Genomic DNA, 19,189 nt, shown 5'->3' with positions numbered 1-19,189 from the left:
CAGCGGGAACAACCTGAATCCCGCATTATCAACAAGCTCGATGACAACGGCCACCCCACCGGCGAACTATTTCAGCTGCAGGGGGTAGCGCTGCCAGAGTACGTGGACCAGGAAACCGGCCAGCTCGGTGTCGCGGGCACTGACCGCCGCACGGATCTTGTCCAGCAGCACCATGTCACTGCAGGAACGCACGTCGGCATGGTTGGCCTGCCCTGCCCTGCGCGCACGATAGCGCGCCGCCCGCTGCGCATCGCTCATCGCGTACCCGAACTTGGGCGGACGACCGCGCTTGCGCGGCAGGGTCAGCTCCAGGGTTCCGGGGTCTTTGTCATCACGCATGAGAGGGGTGCGGGCGGCGGCGAGCAACGGGGGGTGCGCAATTTATCGTGAGGCATCACTTTAATCCAGCTTTTTCTACAGATTTGGTGCGATGCAGCGCCAATGTTGCCGTGTCGGTGCGGATCCATCCACGCATGGCGTGGATCTACTGCAGAGCTCGCGACCCGGTCACCCGGTAGATCCACGCCATGCGCGGATACGGAAACCCGGACAAAAAAAATGGGAGCCCGCGAACGGGCTCCCTTGCCTTCTTCATGCCGCGCGTACTGGCTCATAGCCGTGCAGGTGCGCCTCACTGCTGGCCCGCCCCTGGCTGAGCGAACGCAGCGAGGTGGTGTACCCCACCAGCTGCGCCAGTGGCGCGAAACCACTGACCTCGGCACGACCGTCCTGGTCCTCGATGCGGGCGATGCGGCCATGGCGCCGGTTGAGGTCGCCGACCACATCACCTACCGACGCCGACGGCGAATGCACCGTCACCGCCATCACCGGCTCCAGCAGCTGCGTGCCACCCTCGGCCAGCGCCGCCTTGATCGCCTCGGCGCCTGCGCGATGGAACGCCATCTCCGAAGAGTCCTTGGCATGGGTCTGGCCATCGACAAGACTGACCTCGATGCCGACCACCGGATGTCCCTGCGGACCTTCCGACAGCGCGGCACGCACGCCCTTTTCCACCGCTGCGATGAAGCTGCGCGGCACCACGCCACCGACGATGCGGTCGTTGAACACGACAAGGTCGTCGTCGCGCGGCGCCACATCCAGCACCACGTGCGCGAACTGGCCCTGGCCACCGGTCTGCTTGACCAGCCGCCCGACGACACCGGTCATCGGGCGCATCGGCGTCTCCTGGTAGGCCACGCGCGGCGCACCTACGGCCACGTCGACCTTCCATTCGCTGCGCAGGCGCTCGACCATCACTTCCAGATGCAGCTCACCCATGCCCCAGACCAGGGTTTCACCCGTTTCCCGGTCCGTTTCCACACGGAACGAGGGATCTTCCTGGGCCAGGCTGGCCAGTCCCTGCGCCATCCGGATCAGGTCCGCCGCACGCGCCGGCTCCAACCGCCAGGCCAGCACCGGCGCCTGAGCCTGGATGTTCTCCAGGCGCAACGGCAGCGCACGGCTGCTCAGCGTCTCGCCACTGACCGCATCCTTCCAGCCCAGGACCGCGACGATGTCACCGGCCACGGCCTGCTCGATGTCATGGGTCTGGTCGGCCTGCACCCGCACCAGGCGACTGACACGCCGCCCCTGCGGATGCTGCGAACTGGCCACCGCGTCGCCCACCTTCAAGGTGCCCGAGTACAGCCGCACGAAGCTCAGCGCCCCGTGCTGCTGGTGGGTGATCTTGAACAGCAGGCCTGCCAGTGGACCGTCCGGATCCGGCGGCAGCATCACCTCGCCCTCATCGCTTTCAGCCCTGACAGCAGGGCGGTCCAGCGGCGACGGCAGGTAATCGACCACGGCATCCAGCAGCGTCTCGATGCCCTTGTCCTTGAACGCAGCACCGGCCAGCACAGGCACGCCTGCACCTGCCAGCGTCGCCCGCCGGATCGCCGCGCGCAGCATATCGGCACCAATCACGCGACCTTCCAGCCAGGCATCGGCCAGTTCTTCGTCATGATCGGCCACAGCTTCGACCAGCGCATCGCGCTGGGCCTGCCATTGGGCGCGCGCCGCTTCGTCCCACGGGGTCACCGTGGTTGCGCCGCCCTCCTGCCACTGCAGCACGCGCGCATCGACGAGATCGACCCAGCCACTGAAGCCGCTTTCGCTGCCCAACGGCACGCCCAGCGCCCACGGCCGCGCGCGCAGCTTGTCCTGCAGCTGCTCCAGCACGCGCTCAAACGAAGCGCCTACGCGGTCCATCTTGTTGACGAAAGCGATCAGCGGCACGTGATGGCGACGCGCCTGGCGCCACACCGTCTCGGACTGCGGCTGCACGCCATCCACGGCCGAGAACACCGCCACGGCGCCGTCGAGTACCCGCAGGGATCGCTCGACCTCGATGGCGAAATCGATGTGGCCGGGGGTATCGATCAGGGTCAACCGATGCGGCGGCAGATCACGCGGTGCCCACTGCGCCTGCACGGCGGCCGCGCCAATGGTGATGCCCCGTTCGCGCTCGATCGCCGAGAAGTCGGTGGTCGCATTGCCGTCGTGCACTTCGCCGACGCGATGGATCTCGCCGCTTTTCCACAGCAGGCGTTCGGTCAGCGTGGTCTTGCCGGCGTCGATGTGGGCAATGATGCCAAGGTTGCGACGGCGGGAAAGGACTTGGGTGTTCATGAGATAGGTTCCTGCAAAGCCAACTACGGGGGCCGCGCACCCCGGTTGGCGACAGGGTGCGCGGCTAGCGTTCGGTCTCGGCGATCTGGTGCATGGCACGTTCTCCTTGCGGTACGTCGGGTTAGGGAAATGAAACTGCAGAAACGAAAAGAGCGCCCCGAAGGGCGCTCTGTGGATGATCCAGCGATAGCCGCTTCAGCGGCCCTGTGGAGCTCCAGGCAGACACGCCCATTCCGCGCTTGCGCGGGTCAGGGTGAAAAACTTCAGGAGCGGCATCCGGTTCATGGGGCGCATTCTAGACCTGCCAATCTGGCGCGCAAGTGAATATTGCGCACATAAATGGAACGATGAGGCCGACAACGATAGGGGTCAGATCCCTTTGCCCCTGGCAAAGGGATCTGACCCCTGGCAGCCCTCACTTGCAGCCGTGCAGCTTGCGCGCCTCGGCCACTGTTGCAGGCTGGTCATCCCCCATCGACATCCAGCCCTTCAACGAAATCGCCGGGTCCACGTGCGGCAGCCGTGGGCCACCATGAATCACGACCTCGATCCAGCTCCCCACCGGCGCCAGCTCGGACAGGCGTGCGGCCTGATCATCCTCGGTGCTGAATGTGTCGTCCGGGCCCGCCGGCGGCGTGGTATTCACGGTTTCCGTCTTACGGGTCCGGACCCGAAGAGCACCATCCGGCAGCCGCTGACTGATCACGTCGTAGCGCTCGATACCGTATGCCCAGCTGTTCTCGCCAACACTGCGGGTCTCGCTACCGTCATCCGCCACGGTCACCACCTCGCCTGCCGGCCCGACAACGCCCGCGACAGCCCCCAAGCCGGACATCAGTGCCTGATAGACGATCATCTGCCGCTGCTCGGTAGTCAGCGCTCCGGCCTTGAGCTTGGCGGCAGGAATCTTCAGGTACGCCGCTTCACTGCACAGCACCAGCACCTGCTGGTCGTCCCAGCTCACCGACATTTCCTCGTTGGCAAAGTACTGCGTCTTCATCGACGTCACTCCGGCACCGTCGCCACTGGAATGCCGGGTTTCGATCAGCGAGGCATTCTCGGCCGCGTTGGTCAGCAAAACCTGGGAGGTCGACGCTGCATGGGCTGCGTAAACGGAAGCAATCATCGCGGCAAGCAGCACGCTGCGGGTAACCGTGCGGAACATGGCATCAGTCCCTTGAAGAAGACGAAGCCGCCATGATACCCGGAGCAATCGGGCGGACCTTCGCTCAGGTCACCACCACCAGCGGCACCCCACGACGCGGATGCTCCAGCACCACTACATCCTGCTGGTACACGCGCTGCAGGTTGTCTTCGGTGAGCACCTGCAATGGCGTGCCATCGGCCGCCACCGTGCCCTGCTCCAGCAGCACGATGCGGTCGGCATAGCCGGCCGCCAGATTGAGGTCGTGCAGGACCACGATCACGCACGCACCGGCTTCGGCACAGGCACGCACACTGCGCAGCGTGCGCTCCTGATGGCGCAGATCCAGCGCAGCAGTGGGCTCATCCAGCAGCAGCAATGGCGTGTCCTGTGCCAGCACGCGCGCGAACGTGGTCCGGGCGGACTCACCACCGGACAGCTGCTGCACCTCGCGCAGGCGCAGGACCTGCAGTTCGGCGGCATCGATGGCAGCTTCCACCTGCGCGTCGTCCACACGCGGATCCGGCGGATGCGGCAATCGCCCCATCGCCACCACCTCTTCGACGCTGAAAGCAAAACGCACGCCGTGCTCCTGCGGCATTACCGCGCGCTCGCGCGCCAGCGGCCCCGCCTTGTAGCTGGCCAGCGGCCTGCCCAGCAGGCTCACCTCGCCCGCATCGGCGCGCAGGTCGCCGGCCGCGACCGCCAACAGCGTCGACTTGCCCGCACCGTTCGGGCCCACCAGCGCGGTCACCGTACCCGGTTCGAACGCCAAGGAAATGCCGTGCAGGATCTCACGTTGCTGGCGGCGCACCACCACCTCGTGCAGCTTCAGCAGCACACTCATGGCACCGCCTTGCGGCGCTGCTGCAGCACCAGCCAGAGGAAGAACGGCGCACCCAGCGCGGCCGAGAACAGGCCCAGCGGAATCTCCGCGGGCGGATCCAGCGTGCGCGCGGCCGTATCCGCCACCACGATCAGCAGTGCACCCAGCAGGCCGGACAACGGCAGCAGCCAGCGATGACCGGGACCCACCAGCAGGCGCGCCACGTGCGGCACCACCAGGCCGACGAAGCTGATCGAGCCCGCAAACGCCACCGCCGCCCCCACCAGCAGCGCGCTGAACGCTACCAGTCGGCGCCGCGTGCGGGTCACATCCAGCCCCAGATGCTGGGCTTGGCGCTCGCCCAGCGCCAGCATGTCCAGCGGCGTTGCCAATCGTTGCAACGCGAACACGCCAATCGCAAACAGCGGCACCACCGCCACCACATCGGCCCAGTTGGCACGTGCCAGCGAGCCCATCTGCCAGAACACCAGCGACTGCAGTTCGCTTTCGCTTGCGATATAGGTGAGAAAACCGATCAGCGCCGAACAGAAGGCCGCCATCGCGATACCGACCAGCAGCAGCGTCGCATTGCCACTGCCCTTGCCCGGCCGCGCCAGCGCATAGGTCAGGCCGATGGCCAGGGCGCCACCGACGAAGGCGGCAACCGGCACCAGCCAACCGGCGGCACCGGCAGCGCCGAGAACAATGGCAGCCACTGCACCCAGCGCAGCACCCTGGCTGACACCGACGATGCCGGGGTCGGCCAACGGATTGCCGAACAGGCCCTGCAGGCTGGCACCGGCCATCGCCAACGACGCACCGACCATCGCGCCCAACAGGGCACGCGGAATACGCAGCTGCCAGACCACCGCCAGATCGCGGCTGCTGACCGCCTGCGGATCAAGCAGGCCCAGCTTCACCGCCAGCGCCTGCATCACCTCCAGCGGTGGCAACCGCAGCGGGCCCACGGCGAACGACGCCAGCACCGCTCCCAGCAGTGCCAGCAAGGCCACCATCAACATCGCCCGCCCGCGACGGCGGCGCCGATCCGCCGGACTCATGCCTTCGGCAACGCTGCCAGGGCCTTGGCCAGTGCCAGCGCGCCCGCACCAGAACCCACGCTGGTGTACTTCAGCTGCACATCCGGCATCACCCAGACCCGATTGGCCTGCCCAGCCGGGGTCTGCTTCAGCGTCGGGTACGCCTTCCACAGGCCTTCGGCACCGCCGAACAGCTGCAGGTCATGCTCGGTCACCAGGATCACTTCCGGTGCCGCCGCGACCACGCCCTCATTGCTCAGCTGCGAGTAATTCTTCACCCCGGCCTCGGTGCCGATGTTGATGCCGCCGGCCAGGGCGATCAGCTGCGCCGAGGCGCTGTCGGCACCTGCAACAGTGGGCGAGCCGCCAGCGCCGGTCGCCGATACGTGGATCAGTCGTGGCGCATGGCCCAGGCCCTTGCCAATCGCTGCAGCCTCGTCGAGCTGGCGCTGCACCTGCGTGGCCAGTGTTTGCCCCGCTTCGGCCAGCCCTAGTGCCGCAGCGACCTTGCGCACCTTGTCCGGCGCCGGCTGCAGGTCATCGATGACCACCGCCGGCTCGCCCACCTCGCGCAGCTTTTTCGCCAGCTCGGTGTGGCGGCGCAGGCTGTTGCCGAGGAACAGCGAGCCCTGCAGGCTCAGCACGCCTTCCACGCCCGTGGTGCGGTTGAACAGGAACTGGTGCGGGGCAGCCAGGCCGGCCTGGGTGGTGGTGTTGGTTGGCGCAGCGAATACCTGCTTGCCCAGTCCCAGCGCCTCGATCACCGCGATGACGTCGTCACCACCGGCAATGATCCGGCTGGTGTCGGACACTTCAATGTCAGCACCGTCATCGGAATGCACTTTGGCCGGCAGCACGGCCCTCTGTTCATGCACCGCTGGCATCTCGGCACCGGCCAGGCGCTGCCAGCCTGCCGGCAACGCGGTTTCGGCAGCAGCTGTTGCGGCAGGCGGCTCGGCAGTCTTGTGGCCATCCGACGGCGTTGACGAGCCACTGCAGGCAGACAGCGCCAGCGAAACAGCCAGCGGGAGCGCACACAGGCGCAGACGGGACGCGATGTTCATGGACATTCTCCTTGCTGGCAGGGCGACGCGCACGCCGCCCTGCCCTGTGACTTACTGCTTCGGGGTGATGCGGGTGATGCGATCACCCTTCGGATCTTCGGCGCCACGTGACTTGTTCACCGCAAACACGTTGCCCTTGCCGTCGGCACGCACATGGTTCGGAAGGGTGCCGCCATCGAGGTTGGCCACCACCTTGCCGTCGCCGTTCACCACCGTGACCGTACCGGCGCCACGATTGCTGACATAGGCCAGGCCGGAGGCATCATCGAAGGCGACGTTCAGCGCGCCGGCGCCGACCGGCACGTCATGCAGCACCTTGCCGGAAGCCACATCGACGATCAGCAGGTTGTCGGTGCCCTGCGAGGCCACGTACAGGCGGTTGCGTGCTGCGTCGAAGGCCACGCCAGAGGCGCTGATCGAATTGCCCAGGTCAATGACCTTGTCGACCTTGCCGCTGGCCACATCGATCACCGCCGCTTCCGGCGTGCCGATGCTGACGGTGAACAGCTTGCCGCCCTTCTCGTCCAGCACCAGGCTCATCGGCGTGAACTTGCCATCATCCACGCCGGACTCCAGCGTCACCTGCGGCAGTTCCGTGAACGTCTTCGCATCGAACACCGACAGGTGGTCCTCACCCGTGGCCGAAGCGAACACCTTGCCGTGGGTGCCGTCGACTACCACGTCGCGCGCATGCGGCACGGTGTCGACCGGGAACTGGTGGACCAGCGAGAGGTCCTTCTGGCGATAGACCGCAATCGAATTCTGGCGGGTATTGGTCACCCAGACATTGCCATTGATGTCATCCACGCCCACACCGTAGACCGCATAGACCGCGCCGTTGGTGCTGCCCGGCACCTGCGCCGGGGTGATCGCCCTGGTCACCTTCAGCGACTTCGGGTCCAGCTTCAGCAACTGCGACTGGGTCACCGGCGGACGGCCCACCGCCGAGGTCACGAACACCGCATTGCTGGCGGCGCTGTAAGCGGACTGATACAGCCCCGGCACCAGCCTGTTGGACTGGGTGGCGAACTGCGCCTGGCCGGACAGCGGCAGTTGCGGCGACACGCGCAGCTTCAGCACCGTGGCCGCAGCCGGCTGGCTGGCGCGCACCACCACCGGGTGGGTGCCCGGCACCGCATCGGCCGGAATGCTCAGCTGGGTCTTGAAGTTGCCGTCGGCATCGACCACCAGCGGCTGCGTGTTGAGCACGCTGTCGCCACGCAGCAGGCTGACCTTCTGGCCCGGCACGAAACCACGACCAACCACATCGGCAGTGCTGCCGGGGACCACGTTCTCACCGCGCGAGACGACCTCACCCTTGAAGGTGGCGTTGGCCGGCTGATCGAACACGGGCTGGGCGGTGGCGGTCACCGCCAGCAAGAGGCCGGCGGCGAGAGAGGTGAGACGGAAAGACGGACGGAACGACATGGCAGGCTCCTTGCACACGTAGGCCGCGCCACGCGGCGCGGGAGTCATCGGTTGCCTGGGCCGCTGCACGCCGGCAGCCTCGCCTGGGTAGTGGGGTCGCACGGGATCGCGTGCGAAGGCATTCATTCGGCGGCGTTGTCTCCGCCACTGGGCGCGCCATCGCCGGCGCTGCGGTCGGTCACGCCGTACAACTCATGCAGCGCGGCATGGAACGACGCGGGCAGCATCGGGCCATGGCCGAGGCCGTCGAACTCGCGGTACTGCACGCTCAGGCCCGGCACCTTGCCCAGCCGCTCGGACAACTGCATCGCCGCATCCGGGGTGGCGCCACTGATCCGGCGCAGGTGCGCAACCACGCGCGGGTTGCTCATATCGCGCTTGCCGCGATCACCGACGCGCTCGGCGCCGCCCAGCATCAGCCAGAGCTTGGCCGGCTGGCCGTGCACGTTCTGCACGAACTGCTGCTCTGGATCACCCAGCGCCGCGCCCTGGCTCCACCACAGCGACGGACTGGCTGCCAGATAGGACTGGAACGCGGCAGGTCGCGTGTACAGCGCATTGAGCACGAACAACCCGCCCAGCGAATGGCCCCACAGCGCCTGCTGCCGCGTATCGATGCGTGCGCGACGCTCGACTTCCGGCTTGATGCGGCGCTCGATCACATCCAGGAAAGCCGCAGCGCCGCCGCCGACGGCCTGGGCCGTGCCGCTCTCGTCGTCGGCACGGTCGATCCACGCGGTGTAGTCGCGGGTACGCGCCCTGGAATCGATGCGCAGGTCGTTGTCGTAGCCGATCAGCACCAGTACCGGCGGTGCCTTGCGCGCAGCCAGCTCGGCCAGCAGCGGCTGGTCCAGCACCATGGCCACGGCATTGCCATCCAGCGCGTACAGCACCGGGGATGGGGTCTTGCCGGCCCTGGCCGGAATCGCCAGGTTCACCCGCCAACGGCGCTGCTGGTCCGGGCTGTCCACCACGAAACGCTCGAAGCGATAGCTGGCCGCCGGCTCGTCCAGCACGGTGTGGCCGATCTTCTGCAGCGGATTACGCTGCTGCGCATGGGCGTAAGGAGTGGCCAGGAGCAGACCCATCATCATGGCAGCCAGGCCGCGGGCCAATGGGCCACGGCGCGAAGGCAGGACGAAAAGCTTCATCAGTGGCGGCAGGAGCGGCCAAGGCCGCCGGTTCTCAGGGGACCGCAGTCTACCTTAAACGCGAATGATTATCACATCGATCAAACGTCACACTGTGTATCACGCGCGCGATGCATTCATTTTCCCGGTTGCGCCGGAAACACCGGATCCACTACTTTGCCGGGCAGCGGGGCGCAGGAGCGCCCTTCCCTCGCAGGGCTGCGGATGGATGGGCAATCGAGTCGCCGGCCGCGCCCTGTCCTTTGCCAAACCCATCCACGCATGGCGTGGATCTACTGACCACCATCCACGGGAATGAATCCCGTGACTGCGAGAACACCTTGAAGCGCACCGCCTTGATCGCCCTTTCCCTCGGCCTGCTTGCACCGCTGGCCGCCCATGCCGCACAGGATCTGCCAACGCTCTACCAGGCCTTTGAAGAGGCCGGCAATTCGTCACTGGGCATGGAAGAACTCAACCAGACGGTGACATTCACTGCCGTTGCCCTGGGCGTCTCCAGCAACCTGGCGGGCGAGCCGCTGATCGAGGCCGGCGACGACCAGGGCAATGTCCTGGCCCGGCTGACCAGCGACGACGAGCACCAGGCGGCCAAGCTGGGCGCGCTGGAAGAAGGCGCGACTTTCACCGCAAGCTGCACGCTGCAGTTCAGCTCGGGAACGGACTACCTTTCCTTCGGCGACTGCAGCATCAAGTAAGAAAGAAGCCGGCGAAACGCCGGCTTCGTTTTCCCGCCCTGTAGAAGTCGAGCCATGCTCGACTCACGCAGTCTCACGGCCCCGCAGGCACCGGGCCGTAGACGTTCTCCTGCGGTGTACCTGGCAGCAGCGCGAACACGAAGATCACCAGGCCACCGAACGGAACGAAGGCCAGCAGGTACATCCAGCCAGACTGGTTGCAGTCGTGCAGTCGGCGCACGGTGACGGCGATGACCGGCACGAACGTGGCCAGCCAGAACACGACGAACAGGATGATCGACGCGATGCCCAGCACGTCGGACTGCATCACCAGCCCGGCGATGAGCGGCACCATCAGCACGGCGGAGACGATCAACAGGAACAGCTGGAACATCCAGTACTCGCGACGGTTGGCACGACCCTCGAACTGGGCATAACGCTTCAACGGCAGAATCATTTCCTGCACGGCATCAATCCTTGAAAAAGCAGCCGCGCAGTGTGCCAAAGGAGCGCCCGCAGGACAATGTAGCGCCGAGCCCTGCTCGGCTACCTTAGTGAGGGACGCCTCCGGGCGCCCCTTCTGTTCCTCACCGCGGCATTTGCGTCAACGCCATTTGCACAGCGCAGCAACATCACTACGCTGGGCAAATGAAGAGCATCCTGATCGCCTTACTGCTGACGTCCGCACTGCCCTCGAAAGAACCTGACTACATAGAGCCCGGCTACATAATGGGCAGCCTCAAGGCAAACCCGCCACCGATGCCTGGCGCACTCAAGGCAGTGGATGCGCAATGGGAAATGGACTACAAGGCGCTGCGCCGCGCCCTGTTAAAGGCTGGGTGGGTCGCAACGCCACGCGAGTATTCTCACCCTACCGTCCAGGGATTCCCCGAGGTCAACTGTGGGCAAGGCTGGCAAGCAGTCTGCTCGTCTGGCTTCCGCAAGGGCAAGCAGGAAGTCTTTCTCTGGCTTCATCCCACAGGCACCAACCTGATCCTAATCGGCGCAGATTGACGTATCCGCCACACAAGCAGGGTCAACGGCCCTTTGCCGCCCGCGCCGCTTCACGTTCAGCGCGCAACCGATCCAGCTTTTCCTTCAGCTTGATCTCCAGGCCCCGCGGCACCGGGTTGTAGTACACCCGTTCGCCCATCGCATCCGGGAAACCGGTCTGGTCCAGCGCGATGCCCCCCTCGGCATCGTGGTCGTACTGGTATTCGGCGCCGTAGCCCAGCTCCTTCATCAGCTTGGTTGGCGCATTGCGCAGATGCAACGGCACCTCTTCGGTACCGCTCTGGCGCACGTCGGCCTTGGCCTGGTTGAACGCGGCATAGCCCGCGTTCGACTTGGCGGTGCTGGCCAGGTACAGCACCAGCTGGGCGAACGCGAGCTCGCCTTCCGGGCTGCCGAGCCGCTCGTAGATGTCCCAGGCTTCCAGCGCCATGCTCTGCGCGCGCGGATCGGCCAGGCCGATGTCCTCGATCGCCATGCGGGTCAGTCGACGTGCCAGGTAGGATGGATCGCAACCGCCATCGAGCATGCGGGTCAGCCAGTACAGCGCGGCATCCGGATTGGAACTGCGTACCGACTTGTGCAGCGCTGAGATCTGGTCGTAGAACTGCTCGCCGCCCTTGTCGAAGCGGCGGGTACGATCGGCCAGCACCTGGGTCAGGGTCTGCGGGGTGATGCGACCGCCCTCCCCACCCGCCAGTTCGGCGGCGATTTCAAGAAGGGTCAGTGCGCGGCGCACGTCACCATCAGCGGCAGTGGCGATTTCCAGCAGCAGCTCGGGCGCAACCTCGATACCCTCCTCGCCCAGGCCGCGTTCGCGGTCGCCCAGCGCGCGTTCCAGCGCCTCGACGATATCGGTTGGCGATACCGCTTCCAGCACATGTACGCGGCAACGCGACAGCAGCGCCGAGTTCAGCTCGAACGACGGATTCTCGGTGGTGGCACCGACGAACAGGATCGTGCCACGCTCGATGTGCGGCAGGAAGGCATCCTGCTGCGCCTTGTTGAAGCGATGCACCTCGTCCACGAACAGCACGGTGCGCCGGCCTTCGGCGAATCGTTGCGCAGCCTCGGCCAGCACCTGGCGCACTTCCGGCAAGCCGGACAGCACGGCGGAGATGGCACGGAACTCGGCATCGGAGTACTCGGCCAGCAGCAGTGACAGCGTGGTCTTGCCGCAGCCCGGCGGGCCCCACAGGATCATCGAATGCACGCGCCCGGATTCGACCGCGCGACGCAGCGCGCTGTCCGGCGCCAGCAGGCGCTTCTGCCCGACCATTTCGTCGAGGGTGCGCGGGCGCATGCGCTCGGCCAGCGGGCGCAGATGTTCCCGATCAACGCTCAGCAGATCGGGGCCGGGGAAGGAAGTTGAACGATGTCTTGCCACCCACTCATTGTACCGCGACAGGGTGACGACGATTCCGGTAGTGCCGGCCGCTGGCCGGCAACCCCAGAATCTGTCGGAAATGAGCCGTAGCTGCGCAAGCACCTCGTCGATAAGTCACTGATTCAACAGGAATCCATACTGGGCAGTTCCGCCTACTGTTTCCAGCGACTGAAAATTCGAGAGACCCAGCCATCCAGGACCCAAGCGTGCGCGATCCCGAATCCAATCTCCTTGAGTTCATTGCTGGCTGCGCTGTCGACGAGGACATCTACTATCTGGCTGCCGCCCTTGGCCCCGGGCATGACTACTACGACCCGGATCCCGGCCCACCCACCCGCATGTTCGTCTTTGGCCGCACCCCCAAAGAGGAGTGGTTCTACCATGACCTGCAGGACTTCCAGGTCATGTCCACAGAGCTTGTCCCAGAGGAAGAAGGCGGTCGCCCCCGTCGTGTGCTTGCGCTGGATTTCTATGGGCAGCTGGAAGATTACTCCCGTGCTGGGGCCACGATCGAGTACGTCTCGGCTGAAGGCGCCGACTTCCCCGGAGGTCTTACCCGTTTGCGACTGCTGGGCGACGCCCTTTTCTGCGCGGGCACAAGAGGACAGATCCATCATCGCGGCGAAGGCGGATGGCAGCAGCTGCCAACCCAATTCGCGACTGCCTTGTGCGAGGAGGACGAAGACGAGTCGGATCTGGACGACTTCGACAGTTGGCTCGAAGATGTCGGCCACCTGCTCGAACTGGGCGATGCTCCCGCACTTCCTCGAGATCCGATGGAACGCGACGCAGAGCTTCGCCGGAGATTCGCCGATTGGCGCGCCCACATGATCCATGTCCGGGAGGATGAGCGATTCAACCAGCTACTCGCTGAGTTCCGCGTGGGCAGCGTGAACGACCTCTGCGGAACGGGCTTTGCTGACCTCTACGCAATCGGCTCCCAAGGCCTGATTGCGCATTGGGATGGCTCGAGCTGGACCGTGCCCGAGCAAGTCACTACTGCGGAGCTGTTTCATGCCTGCAGGACCGACGAGGGCCGCCTCGTCTTTGTAGGCATGGACGGCACCATCGTTACGGGCGACATCTCCACTGGATTCGAGTGCTTGCACCACGACGTCAGCGAAGGCATCAACTTCAACTCTGCGTGCCAGTACAAGCAACAGCTTTACATCGGCTCGGAGAATGGCGGCCTCTACGTCTACAGTCTAGAAACCGGCGCAGTTGAACCGTTGCTGGAAGGCATCCCCGAAGAACTGAGAGATGCAACGATTATTGATATCAGTTCCGTCGGTAGCGTGCTCTGGGTGCTGACGCCCTGGGACCTGATTCGATTTGACGGCACCGCGTGGCAGGTGATCGTTCATCCAGACAACGGATGAGCCAGCCGGAAGCATGTCGACCAAGGGTGACACCCACCAAGGCGGTGCCGGTTGGTACCCACCAGAGCAGGCAGCGCCAGGCTATGCCCGTTGAATCAGGTCGCACGGGTGGTAGTGCCGGCCGCTGGCCGGCAGATCAAAATTGCGTCAACCAAGGTTGACACCCACCAAGGCGGTGCCGGTTGACACCCACCGGAGCAGGTGGCGCCGGGTCATGCCCGGCATCCTCGGTCAATTACCGATGACGTCCGTGCCCTTCGGCGGGGTGAAGCTGAAAGTGCCGGCAGCAAAGCCTGGATTGCGCTTCCAGCCACTGAAGCTGATCACGGTGCGCTGTCCGACCGCGTCGGTGATCTCCATCTTGGCCAGGCCCTGGGCATTGAAGCCCAGCGCGGCGTACTGGAAGCTGGCTTCGGTCTCGCGCTTCGGCGACAGCGACAGCCACTGCAGGCCATCACGCTGCGCAGCCTCTTCACTGACGTCGTACTGCTGTTCCAGCAGCGCCGGGTTGATCAGCGCAGTCAGCGGGCTGTTCTGCTCTTCCTTGCCCTGCTCGCGCACGGTGACCTGCTCCAGGTCCGGCTCGTACATCCAGACCTTCCTGCCGTCAGCCACGATCAGCTGTTCGTGCGGGCGCACGTATTCCCAGCGGAACAGGCGCGGCGCCGACAGGGCCACGCGGCCACTGGTCGATTCCTTCACCTTGCCGCGGCTGTCGAACACCTGCTGGCTGAACTGGCCATCCAGGCCCTTCAGGCCACTGGTGAAAGTCTTCAGGTCATCGCGGGCACCGGCCCAGGCACTGCCGGCAGCGGCACAGGCGACGGCCAGGGTAGTCGTGGCAAGGAAACGGCGGAAGCGGAAGTTCATGCGGAAATCCTGTGGGCGCGGGCGCCAGGAAAGGTGGTTGCCAGTGTGCCCGGGGGAAGATGAATGGGCGATCAGGACGACATTATGCCGCCCTGAACGTCCATCGGCGATTCAGCCGCCCGAGCCGGGCAGCTTGCCGTACAGCACCTGCCCACGGAAGCCGCGCCGCACCTCGCGATACAGCGCGCGGAACGCCGGATAGTCCTGCGGCTGGCACAGCGCCTCGGGGCCACGCACCGCGTTCTGCTGCAAGCGGTGGTGCACGATCACCTCCTGGCCCTCGCGGCTCCAGTCCACCCGGTATTCGCCAGCGGCATTGGTAAAGCGCTGGCTGGCCGGAATGGCGATGATCGGCGCATTGGCCGGGAACTGCAGGCGATAGGTTTCCTCGCGCAGGCTGGCATTGCAGTAGAACGGCGTCTCGTTGGCCGGCGCCGAGGCGGTGGCGTACAAGCCACGCACCGACTCGCCACCCGGCGGGTCCGGCACGGCCATGCCGCCGGCCACGCTGAAGTCGGCGTAGTCCTCGGCCTGGAAGGCCATGCGGTAGCCGAACGGCCGGGTCAGGTCGACCGGCACGCCCTGGATCTGCAGCTGCCCTCGCCCATCGAAACCGGACGAGGCCATGATCTGCTCTTCAGCGCGCGCACGGTTCTGCGCGTTGAGCTGGGAGAACTGCGCACGCATGCCGATCTCGGCGTTCTCGCCAAGCTTCGGAATCGTCTCACCGCGCAGGTTGCCGTTGGCGTCGAAGGTGAATCGCACTTCCATCGAGGTGGCATTGCGCTCCGGCGTGTTGGCCGGGGTACGCGCCAGCGTGGCGTCACGGGTACGCATCACCGGCGCACCCAGGTCACCTTCCGGCAGCTGCCCGAAGCGTGCCCACGCGGTGGTCGAATCCAGGTAGAGATCAAACTCGGGGATATAGGTGATGGCGTGGTTGAAGCGGCCCAGCACCGGAATCTTCGGCAGCGTCGGGCCGCCCCCCGCACCGATCAGCACCGGCGAGCTGGCGATACCCTTGGCCGCCAGCAGCGCCTCGAGGATCGTCACGTGGTCCTTGCAGTCACCATAGTGATTGTCGAGGATGCTCTGCGCGCTGTTCGGCTCCAGGCCACCGTTGCCCAGGTACACCGCCACATAGCGGATGTTCTGCGCGACCCAGCGATACAGCGCATCAGCCTGTTCGCGGCGGTCGCTGATGCCGGCGGTGATCTCATCAGCGAGCGCCTGCAGCGCCGGGGTCACCTGGGCCGCCGGGCCCGCCTTGAGCTGGTAGGCGCGCCCCATCTGCGACCAGTCACGATACGTGCTGGCCATGATGTTCGGGCCGAACTCCCAGCCCGCCGCCGACCAGTTCTGCGCCGGCATCGCCTCGCGGCGCTGGTAGCGCCAGCGCCATTGCGCCTGGCCATTCTTCACTGTCGGCCGGTCACTGCCCTGCACGCCGCGGCTGTCGACGAACATCGGCAGGTTGGCCGGCGCACTCAGGGTGACCTCGGCGTCCTCGTACTCGGTGAAGACGTTGAAGGTCTCCCACAGGCCGAAATAGCCCGGGAAGTACGGCGTGGCCTGGGTGCGGCGCACCTGGTAGTACAGGCGCGTGCCCGGGGCCAGGTTCGGGAACACGATCACCCGCACCTTGCGGTCGGCATACATCGCCGCCGAGGCGCTGGAGTAGCTCTCCTGCGTGTAGATACGGTCGGCCGGAACGTCGCGGCGCTGGCCTTCGGCAGTGATGGTGTAGGCGCCGAGCACTTCCAGCGTTTCCATCTTCTCGCTGTAGCTCAGCCGCACCTGGCTGAACTGCTCGACGGAGGCCTTGGTCTTGAGCAGGACTTCGTAGGTTTCGGTCTGCACATTGCCCGCATCGGGCCGCACCTGGTAGTCGGCGCGGTAACGGACAATGCTGAAATTATTGCTGGCTTCGGTATCGCCGCTGGTGGATGGCGGCGCCGTGGCGGGCGCGGAGGTGGCGGTTTCTGCCAGTGCCGGGCCGGCAGCCATCAGGGCTGCCAGCGCCAGCGCCAGCGCGCTTGGTACGGGGTGAAGCATGCGTCGGTTCCTTGGACGTCGTGGGGGATACGTCGGGTCTTACCTCGGCGGCGGCGGTGCCAGCACCGTGCGGTCGCCGTTGTGCTCGGGCGGGCTGACCACGCCGGCCGCTTCCATGGCCTCGATCAGTCGCGCTGCACGGTTGTAGCCGATCTTCAGCCGGCGCTGCACGCCGGAAATCGAGGCACGGCGGGTCTCGGTGACCACCCGCAGTGCTTCGTCATACAACGGGTCGGACTCGTCGCCAGCGGAGCTGTTCTCGGGCAGGCCGGTGGCGCCGACGACCACGCCGTCGCCCATCGTCTGCACTTCGTCCAGCACGCCGTCGACATAGTCGGCCGGGCCCATCGCCTTGAGGTGCTCGACCACGCGGTGCACTTCGTCGTCGGACACGAACGCACCATGCACGCGCTCGGGCAGCGCAGTACCCGGCGGCAGATACAGCATGTCGCCGTGGCCGAGCAGGGTCTCCGCGCCGGACTGGTCGAGGATGGTGCGCGAGTCGATCTTGGAGCTGACCTGGAAGGCGATGCGGGTCGGGATGTTGGCCTTGATCAGGCCGGTGATCACATCCACCGACGGGCGCTGCGTGGCCAGGATCAGGTGGATGCCAGCCGCACGCGCCTTCTGTGCCAGGCGCGCGATCAGCTCTTCCACCTTCTTGCCGACGATCATCATCATGTCGGCGAATTCGTCGATGAAGATGACGATGAACGGCAGCGTTTCCAGCGGACGCGGCGCCTCGCCCAGCTCCGGGTTCGGCTTGAACAGCGGATCCATCAGCGGCTGGCCGGCGTCCTGGGCTTCCTTCACCTTCTTGTTGAAGCCAGCCAGGTTGCGCACACCCACCGCGCTCATCAGCTTGTAGCGGCGCTCCATCTCGGCCACGCACCAGCGCAGGCCGTTGGCGGCCTCCTTCATGTCGGTAACCACCGGCGCCAGCAGGTGCGGAATGCCCTGGTAGACGCTCAGCTCGAGCATCTTCGGGTCGATCATCAGCATCCGCAGGTCTTTCGGCGAGGCCTTGAACAGCAGGCTCAACACCATCGCGTTGACCGCCACCGACTTGCCCGAACCGGTCGTACCGGCCACCAGCAGGTGCGGCATGCGCGCCAGGTCGGCCACGGTCGGGCGGCCGGCGATGTCCTTGCCCAGCGCCAGGGTCAGCACGCTGGCCGATTTGTCATATTCCTTCGAGCGCAGCAGCTCGGACAGGAAGATCATCTCGCGGGTGACGTTGGGAATTTCCAGGCCGATGACCGACTTGCCCGGGATGACGTCGACCACGCGCACCGACTTCACCGACAGGCCACGCGCGATGTCCTTGTCCAGCGAACTGATCTGGCTGACCTTGATGCCCGGTGCCGGCTCGATCTCGAAGCGGGTGATGACCGGGCCAGGGTTGGCGCCGACCACCTGCGCATCGATGCGGAAGTCCTTCAGCTTGAACTCGATCTGCCGCGACAGCGTTTCCAGCGTTTCTTCGTCGTAGCCCTTCGGCTGCGGCTTGGGATCATCCAGCAGCGCCAGCGGCGGCAGGTCGGAACCATCGCCGTTGACGCCACGGAACATCGGAATCTGGGTATCGCGCTTGGCACGATCACTCTTCTCGATCACCGGCTCAGGGCGCGGTTCGATCTTTACCGGCTCGCGCTTGGCGCGCACTTCGGCGTCGGCCTTGCGCACTTCCTGGCGCTCCTCGCGCATCACCCGGGTCTGCTTCCACTCGGTGACTTCTTCCTTCTTGCGTTCCAGCAACGGCGCCAGCGACATCACGCCACGGCCGATCTTCTCCATCACCGTGAACCAGGACAGCCCGGTGGCCAGGGTGATCGAGGCCAGCAGCAATACCAGCACGAACAGGTTCGCCCCCAGCGCGCCGAAGCCCACCGTGAGCGAATTACCCACCAGCTTGCCGAGGATGCCGCCGGCACTGGCAACATCGCCACTGAACAGGCGCACATGCAGGAAGCCGGTGCCGGCGATCAGGAAACCGACCAGGCCGACCAGGCGCAGCGCCGGGTCCAGATCGTTCTCGCCCTTGCTCTCGCGCTTGAGGCCGAACATGGCGATCCACGCCAGTGCGCCGAGCACCACCGGCAGCAGGAAAGCGATGTAGCCGAACAGCTGCAGCAGCACGTCGGCAATCCAGGCCCCGGCGCGGCCACCCAGGTTGTGCACCGGCGCGACCACGCTGCCGGTATGCGACCAGCCCGGATCCGTGGCTGAATAGGTGAACAGACTGGCCGCCAGGTACAGCAGGGCCGGCGCGATGGCGATCAGGCCCAGATCGCGCCAGAGGCGCTGGCGGCGTGGATTGTCGGTCGTCGCCGCCGCGGCCGTGCGACGTGACGCCTTGCTGTCGTCGGACTTGGAGCGTTCGGGGACCTGCTTCGCCACCTTAGACCATACCTTTGGAATGCGCTGTTAGTGATTGATAATAAATGAGACGGCGTCAGTTTTCAGTTATGCGACGCCCGACAGGGCAATCCGAGGCCCGGAACCACCGTTGGATGACGGCGTTCTGTTCAT

16 protein-coding genes are annotated in these 19,189 nt (G+C 65.7%); 3 read left to right on the top strand and 13 right to left on the bottom strand.

Annotated features, from left to right (window positions below; all coding sequences use genetic code 11):
• Positions 1-66: 66 nt before the first annotated feature.
• The 8 genes from A7X97_RS06765 to A7X97_RS06730 all read right to left on the bottom strand — a co-directional run bounded on the left by A7X97_RS06765 (position 67) and on the right by A7X97_RS06730 (position 9,281).
• Entirely contained in the window at positions 67-339 is a 273-nt protein-coding gene (locus tag A7X97_RS06765; protein ID WP_005409616.1) for a hypothetical protein, read from the bottom strand.
• Positions 340-591: 252 nt separating this feature from the next.
• Entirely contained in the window at positions 592-2,628 is a 2,037-nt protein-coding gene (gene fusA / locus A7X97_RS06760; protein WP_088497494.1) for an elongation factor G, read from the bottom strand.
• 415 nt (positions 2,629-3,043) lie between these two features.
• Complete coding sequence (locus A7X97_RS06755) at positions 3,044-3,793, bottom strand: hypothetical protein (protein WP_088497495.1); 750 nt, start codon at positions 3,791-3,793, stop codon at positions 3,044-3,046.
• A 64-nt stretch (positions 3,794-3,857) separates the two neighbouring features.
• Positions 3,858-4,619: a heme ABC transporter ATP-binding protein gene (locus A7X97_RS06750; RefSeq protein ID WP_088497496.1), complete on the bottom strand. Its 762-nt coding sequence runs from the start codon at positions 4,617-4,619 to the stop codon at positions 3,858-3,860.
• A complete protein-coding gene (locus A7X97_RS06745) occupies positions 4,616-5,659 on the bottom strand; it encodes a FecCD family ABC transporter permease (RefSeq protein ID WP_088497497.1) in 1,044 nt (347 codons plus the stop codon). Before A7X97_RS06745 ends, A7X97_RS06750 begins: the two co-directional genes overlap by 4 nt.
• Entirely contained in the window at positions 5,656-6,702 is a 1,047-nt protein-coding gene (locus A7X97_RS06740) for a heme/hemin ABC transporter substrate-binding protein (RefSeq protein ID WP_088497498.1), read from the bottom strand. The genes A7X97_RS06745 and A7X97_RS06740 overlap by 4 nt, the downstream gene beginning before the upstream one ends.
• A gap of 51 nt (positions 6,703-6,753) precedes the next feature.
• Complete coding sequence (locus A7X97_RS06735; protein WP_111007707.1) at positions 6,754-8,130, bottom strand: YncE family protein; 1,377 nt, start codon at positions 8,128-8,130, stop codon at positions 6,754-6,756.
• 122 nt (positions 8,131-8,252) lie between these two features.
• On the bottom strand, positions 8,253-9,281 hold the full coding sequence (locus A7X97_RS06730) for an alpha/beta hydrolase (RefSeq protein WP_088497499.1): 1,029 nt from the start codon (positions 9,279-9,281) through the stop codon (positions 8,253-8,255).
• Between the two features lie 320 nt (positions 9,282-9,601).
• Between A7X97_RS06730 and A7X97_RS06725 the strand changes: the two genes are divergently transcribed.
• Complete coding sequence (locus tag A7X97_RS06725; protein WP_005416493.1) at positions 9,602-9,976, top strand: hypothetical protein; 375 nt, start codon at positions 9,602-9,604, stop codon at positions 9,974-9,976.
• A gap of 73 nt (positions 9,977-10,049) precedes the next feature.
• On the opposite strand, the gene A7X97_RS06720 is transcribed toward A7X97_RS06725, so the two are convergent.
• Positions 10,050-10,421, bottom strand: coding sequence for a DUF805 domain-containing protein (locus A7X97_RS06720; RefSeq protein ID WP_026346975.1), 372 nt, complete (start codon positions 10,419-10,421; stop codon positions 10,050-10,052).
• A 182-nt stretch (positions 10,422-10,603) separates the two neighbouring features.
• Between A7X97_RS06720 and A7X97_RS06715 the strand changes: the two genes are divergently transcribed.
• On the top strand, positions 10,604-10,969 hold the full coding sequence (locus A7X97_RS06715) for a hypothetical protein (RefSeq protein ID WP_049436388.1): 366 nt from the start codon (positions 10,604-10,606) through the stop codon (positions 10,967-10,969).
• 22 nt (positions 10,970-10,991) lie between these two features.
• On the opposite strand, the gene A7X97_RS06710 is transcribed toward A7X97_RS06715, so the two are convergent.
• The gene (locus A7X97_RS06710; protein WP_227836677.1) at positions 10,992-12,269 is read right to left on the bottom strand and encodes a replication-associated recombination protein A; all 1,278 of its coding nucleotides are present in this window, start codon (positions 12,267-12,269) and stop codon (positions 10,992-10,994) included.
• 290 nt (positions 12,270-12,559) lie between these two features.
• Here A7X97_RS06710 and A7X97_RS06705 point away from each other — a divergent pair, with 290 nt between their 5' ends.
• The gene (locus A7X97_RS06705) at positions 12,560-13,732 is read left to right on the top strand and encodes a hypothetical protein (protein WP_088497500.1); all 1,173 of its coding nucleotides are present in this window, start codon (positions 12,560-12,562) and stop codon (positions 13,730-13,732) included.
• 231 nt (positions 13,733-13,963) lie between these two features.
• Here the strand turns inward: A7X97_RS06705 and lolA are convergent, their stop codons facing one another.
• The 3 genes from lolA to A7X97_RS06690 all read right to left on the bottom strand — a co-directional run bounded on the left by lolA (position 13,964) and on the right by A7X97_RS06690 (position 19,057).
• Positions 13,964-14,602, bottom strand: a complete 639-nt coding sequence (gene lolA / locus A7X97_RS06700; protein ID WP_005416489.1) for an outer membrane lipoprotein periplasmic chaperone LolA — start codon at positions 14,600-14,602, stop codon at positions 13,964-13,966.
• Positions 14,603-14,713: 111 nt separating this feature from the next.
• On the bottom strand, positions 14,714-16,657 hold the full coding sequence (locus A7X97_RS06695; RefSeq protein ID WP_088497501.1) for a DUF3857 domain-containing protein: 1,944 nt from the start codon (positions 16,655-16,657) through the stop codon (positions 14,714-14,716).
• A 39-nt stretch (positions 16,658-16,696) separates the two neighbouring features.
• Positions 16,697-19,057, bottom strand: coding sequence for a DNA translocase FtsK (locus tag A7X97_RS06690; protein ID WP_072166984.1), 2,361 nt, complete (start codon positions 19,055-19,057; stop codon positions 16,697-16,699).
• Positions 19,058-19,189 lie beyond the last annotated feature (132 nt).

This window comes from Stenotrophomonas sepilia, assembly GCF_003244875.1.
Taxonomy (GTDB): domain Bacteria; phylum Pseudomonadota; class Gammaproteobacteria; order Xanthomonadales; family Xanthomonadaceae; genus Stenotrophomonas; species Stenotrophomonas sepilia.
The sequence above is the reverse complement of the archived record's forward strand: the minus strand, read 5'-3'. Positions and strand labels throughout refer to the sequence as shown.

Excerpts from the sequence above, each read along its gene's own strand:
- lolA (WP_005416489.1), bottom strand. The coding sequence starts at position 14,602 with ATGAACTTCCGCTTCCGCCGTTTCCTTGCCACGACTACCCTGGCCGTC.
- A7X97_RS06745 (WP_088497497.1), bottom strand. The coding sequence starts at position 5,659 with ATGAGTCCGGCGGATCGGCGCCGCCGTCGCGGGCGGGCGATGTTGATG.
- A7X97_RS06765 (WP_005409616.1), bottom strand. The coding sequence starts at position 339 with ATGCGTGATGACAAAGACCCCGGAACCCTGGAGCTGACCCTGCCGCGC.
- A7X97_RS06695 (WP_088497501.1), bottom strand. The coding sequence starts at position 16,657 with ATGCTTCACCCCGTACCAAGCGCGCTGGCGCTGGCGCTGGCAGCCCTG.
- A7X97_RS06750 (WP_088497496.1), bottom strand. The coding sequence starts at position 4,619 with ATGAGTGTGCTGCTGAAGCTGCACGAGGTGGTGGTGCGCCGCCAGCAA.
- fusA (WP_088497494.1), bottom strand. The coding sequence starts at position 2,628 with ATGAACACCCAAGTCCTTTCCCGCCGTCGCAACCTTGGCATCATTGCC.
- A7X97_RS06715 (WP_049436388.1), top strand. The coding sequence starts at position 10,604 with ATGAAGAGCATCCTGATCGCCTTACTGCTGACGTCCGCACTGCCCTCG.
- A7X97_RS06710 (WP_227836677.1), bottom strand. The coding sequence starts at position 12,269 with ATGCGCCCGCGCACCCTCGACGAAATGGTCGGGCAGAAGCGCCTGCTG.
- A7X97_RS06740 (WP_088497498.1), bottom strand. The coding sequence starts at position 6,702 with ATGAACATCGCGTCCCGTCTGCGCCTGTGTGCGCTCCCGCTGGCTGTT.
- A7X97_RS06735 (WP_111007707.1), bottom strand. The coding sequence starts at position 8,130 with ATGTCGTTCCGTCCGTCTTTCCGTCTCACCTCTCTCGCCGCCGGCCTC.
- A7X97_RS06755 (WP_088497495.1), bottom strand. The coding sequence starts at position 3,793 with ATGTTCCGCACGGTTACCCGCAGCGTGCTGCTTGCCGCGATGATTGCT.
- A7X97_RS06730 (WP_088497499.1), bottom strand. The coding sequence starts at position 9,281 with ATGAAGCTTTTCGTCCTGCCTTCGCGCCGTGGCCCATTGGCCCGCGGC.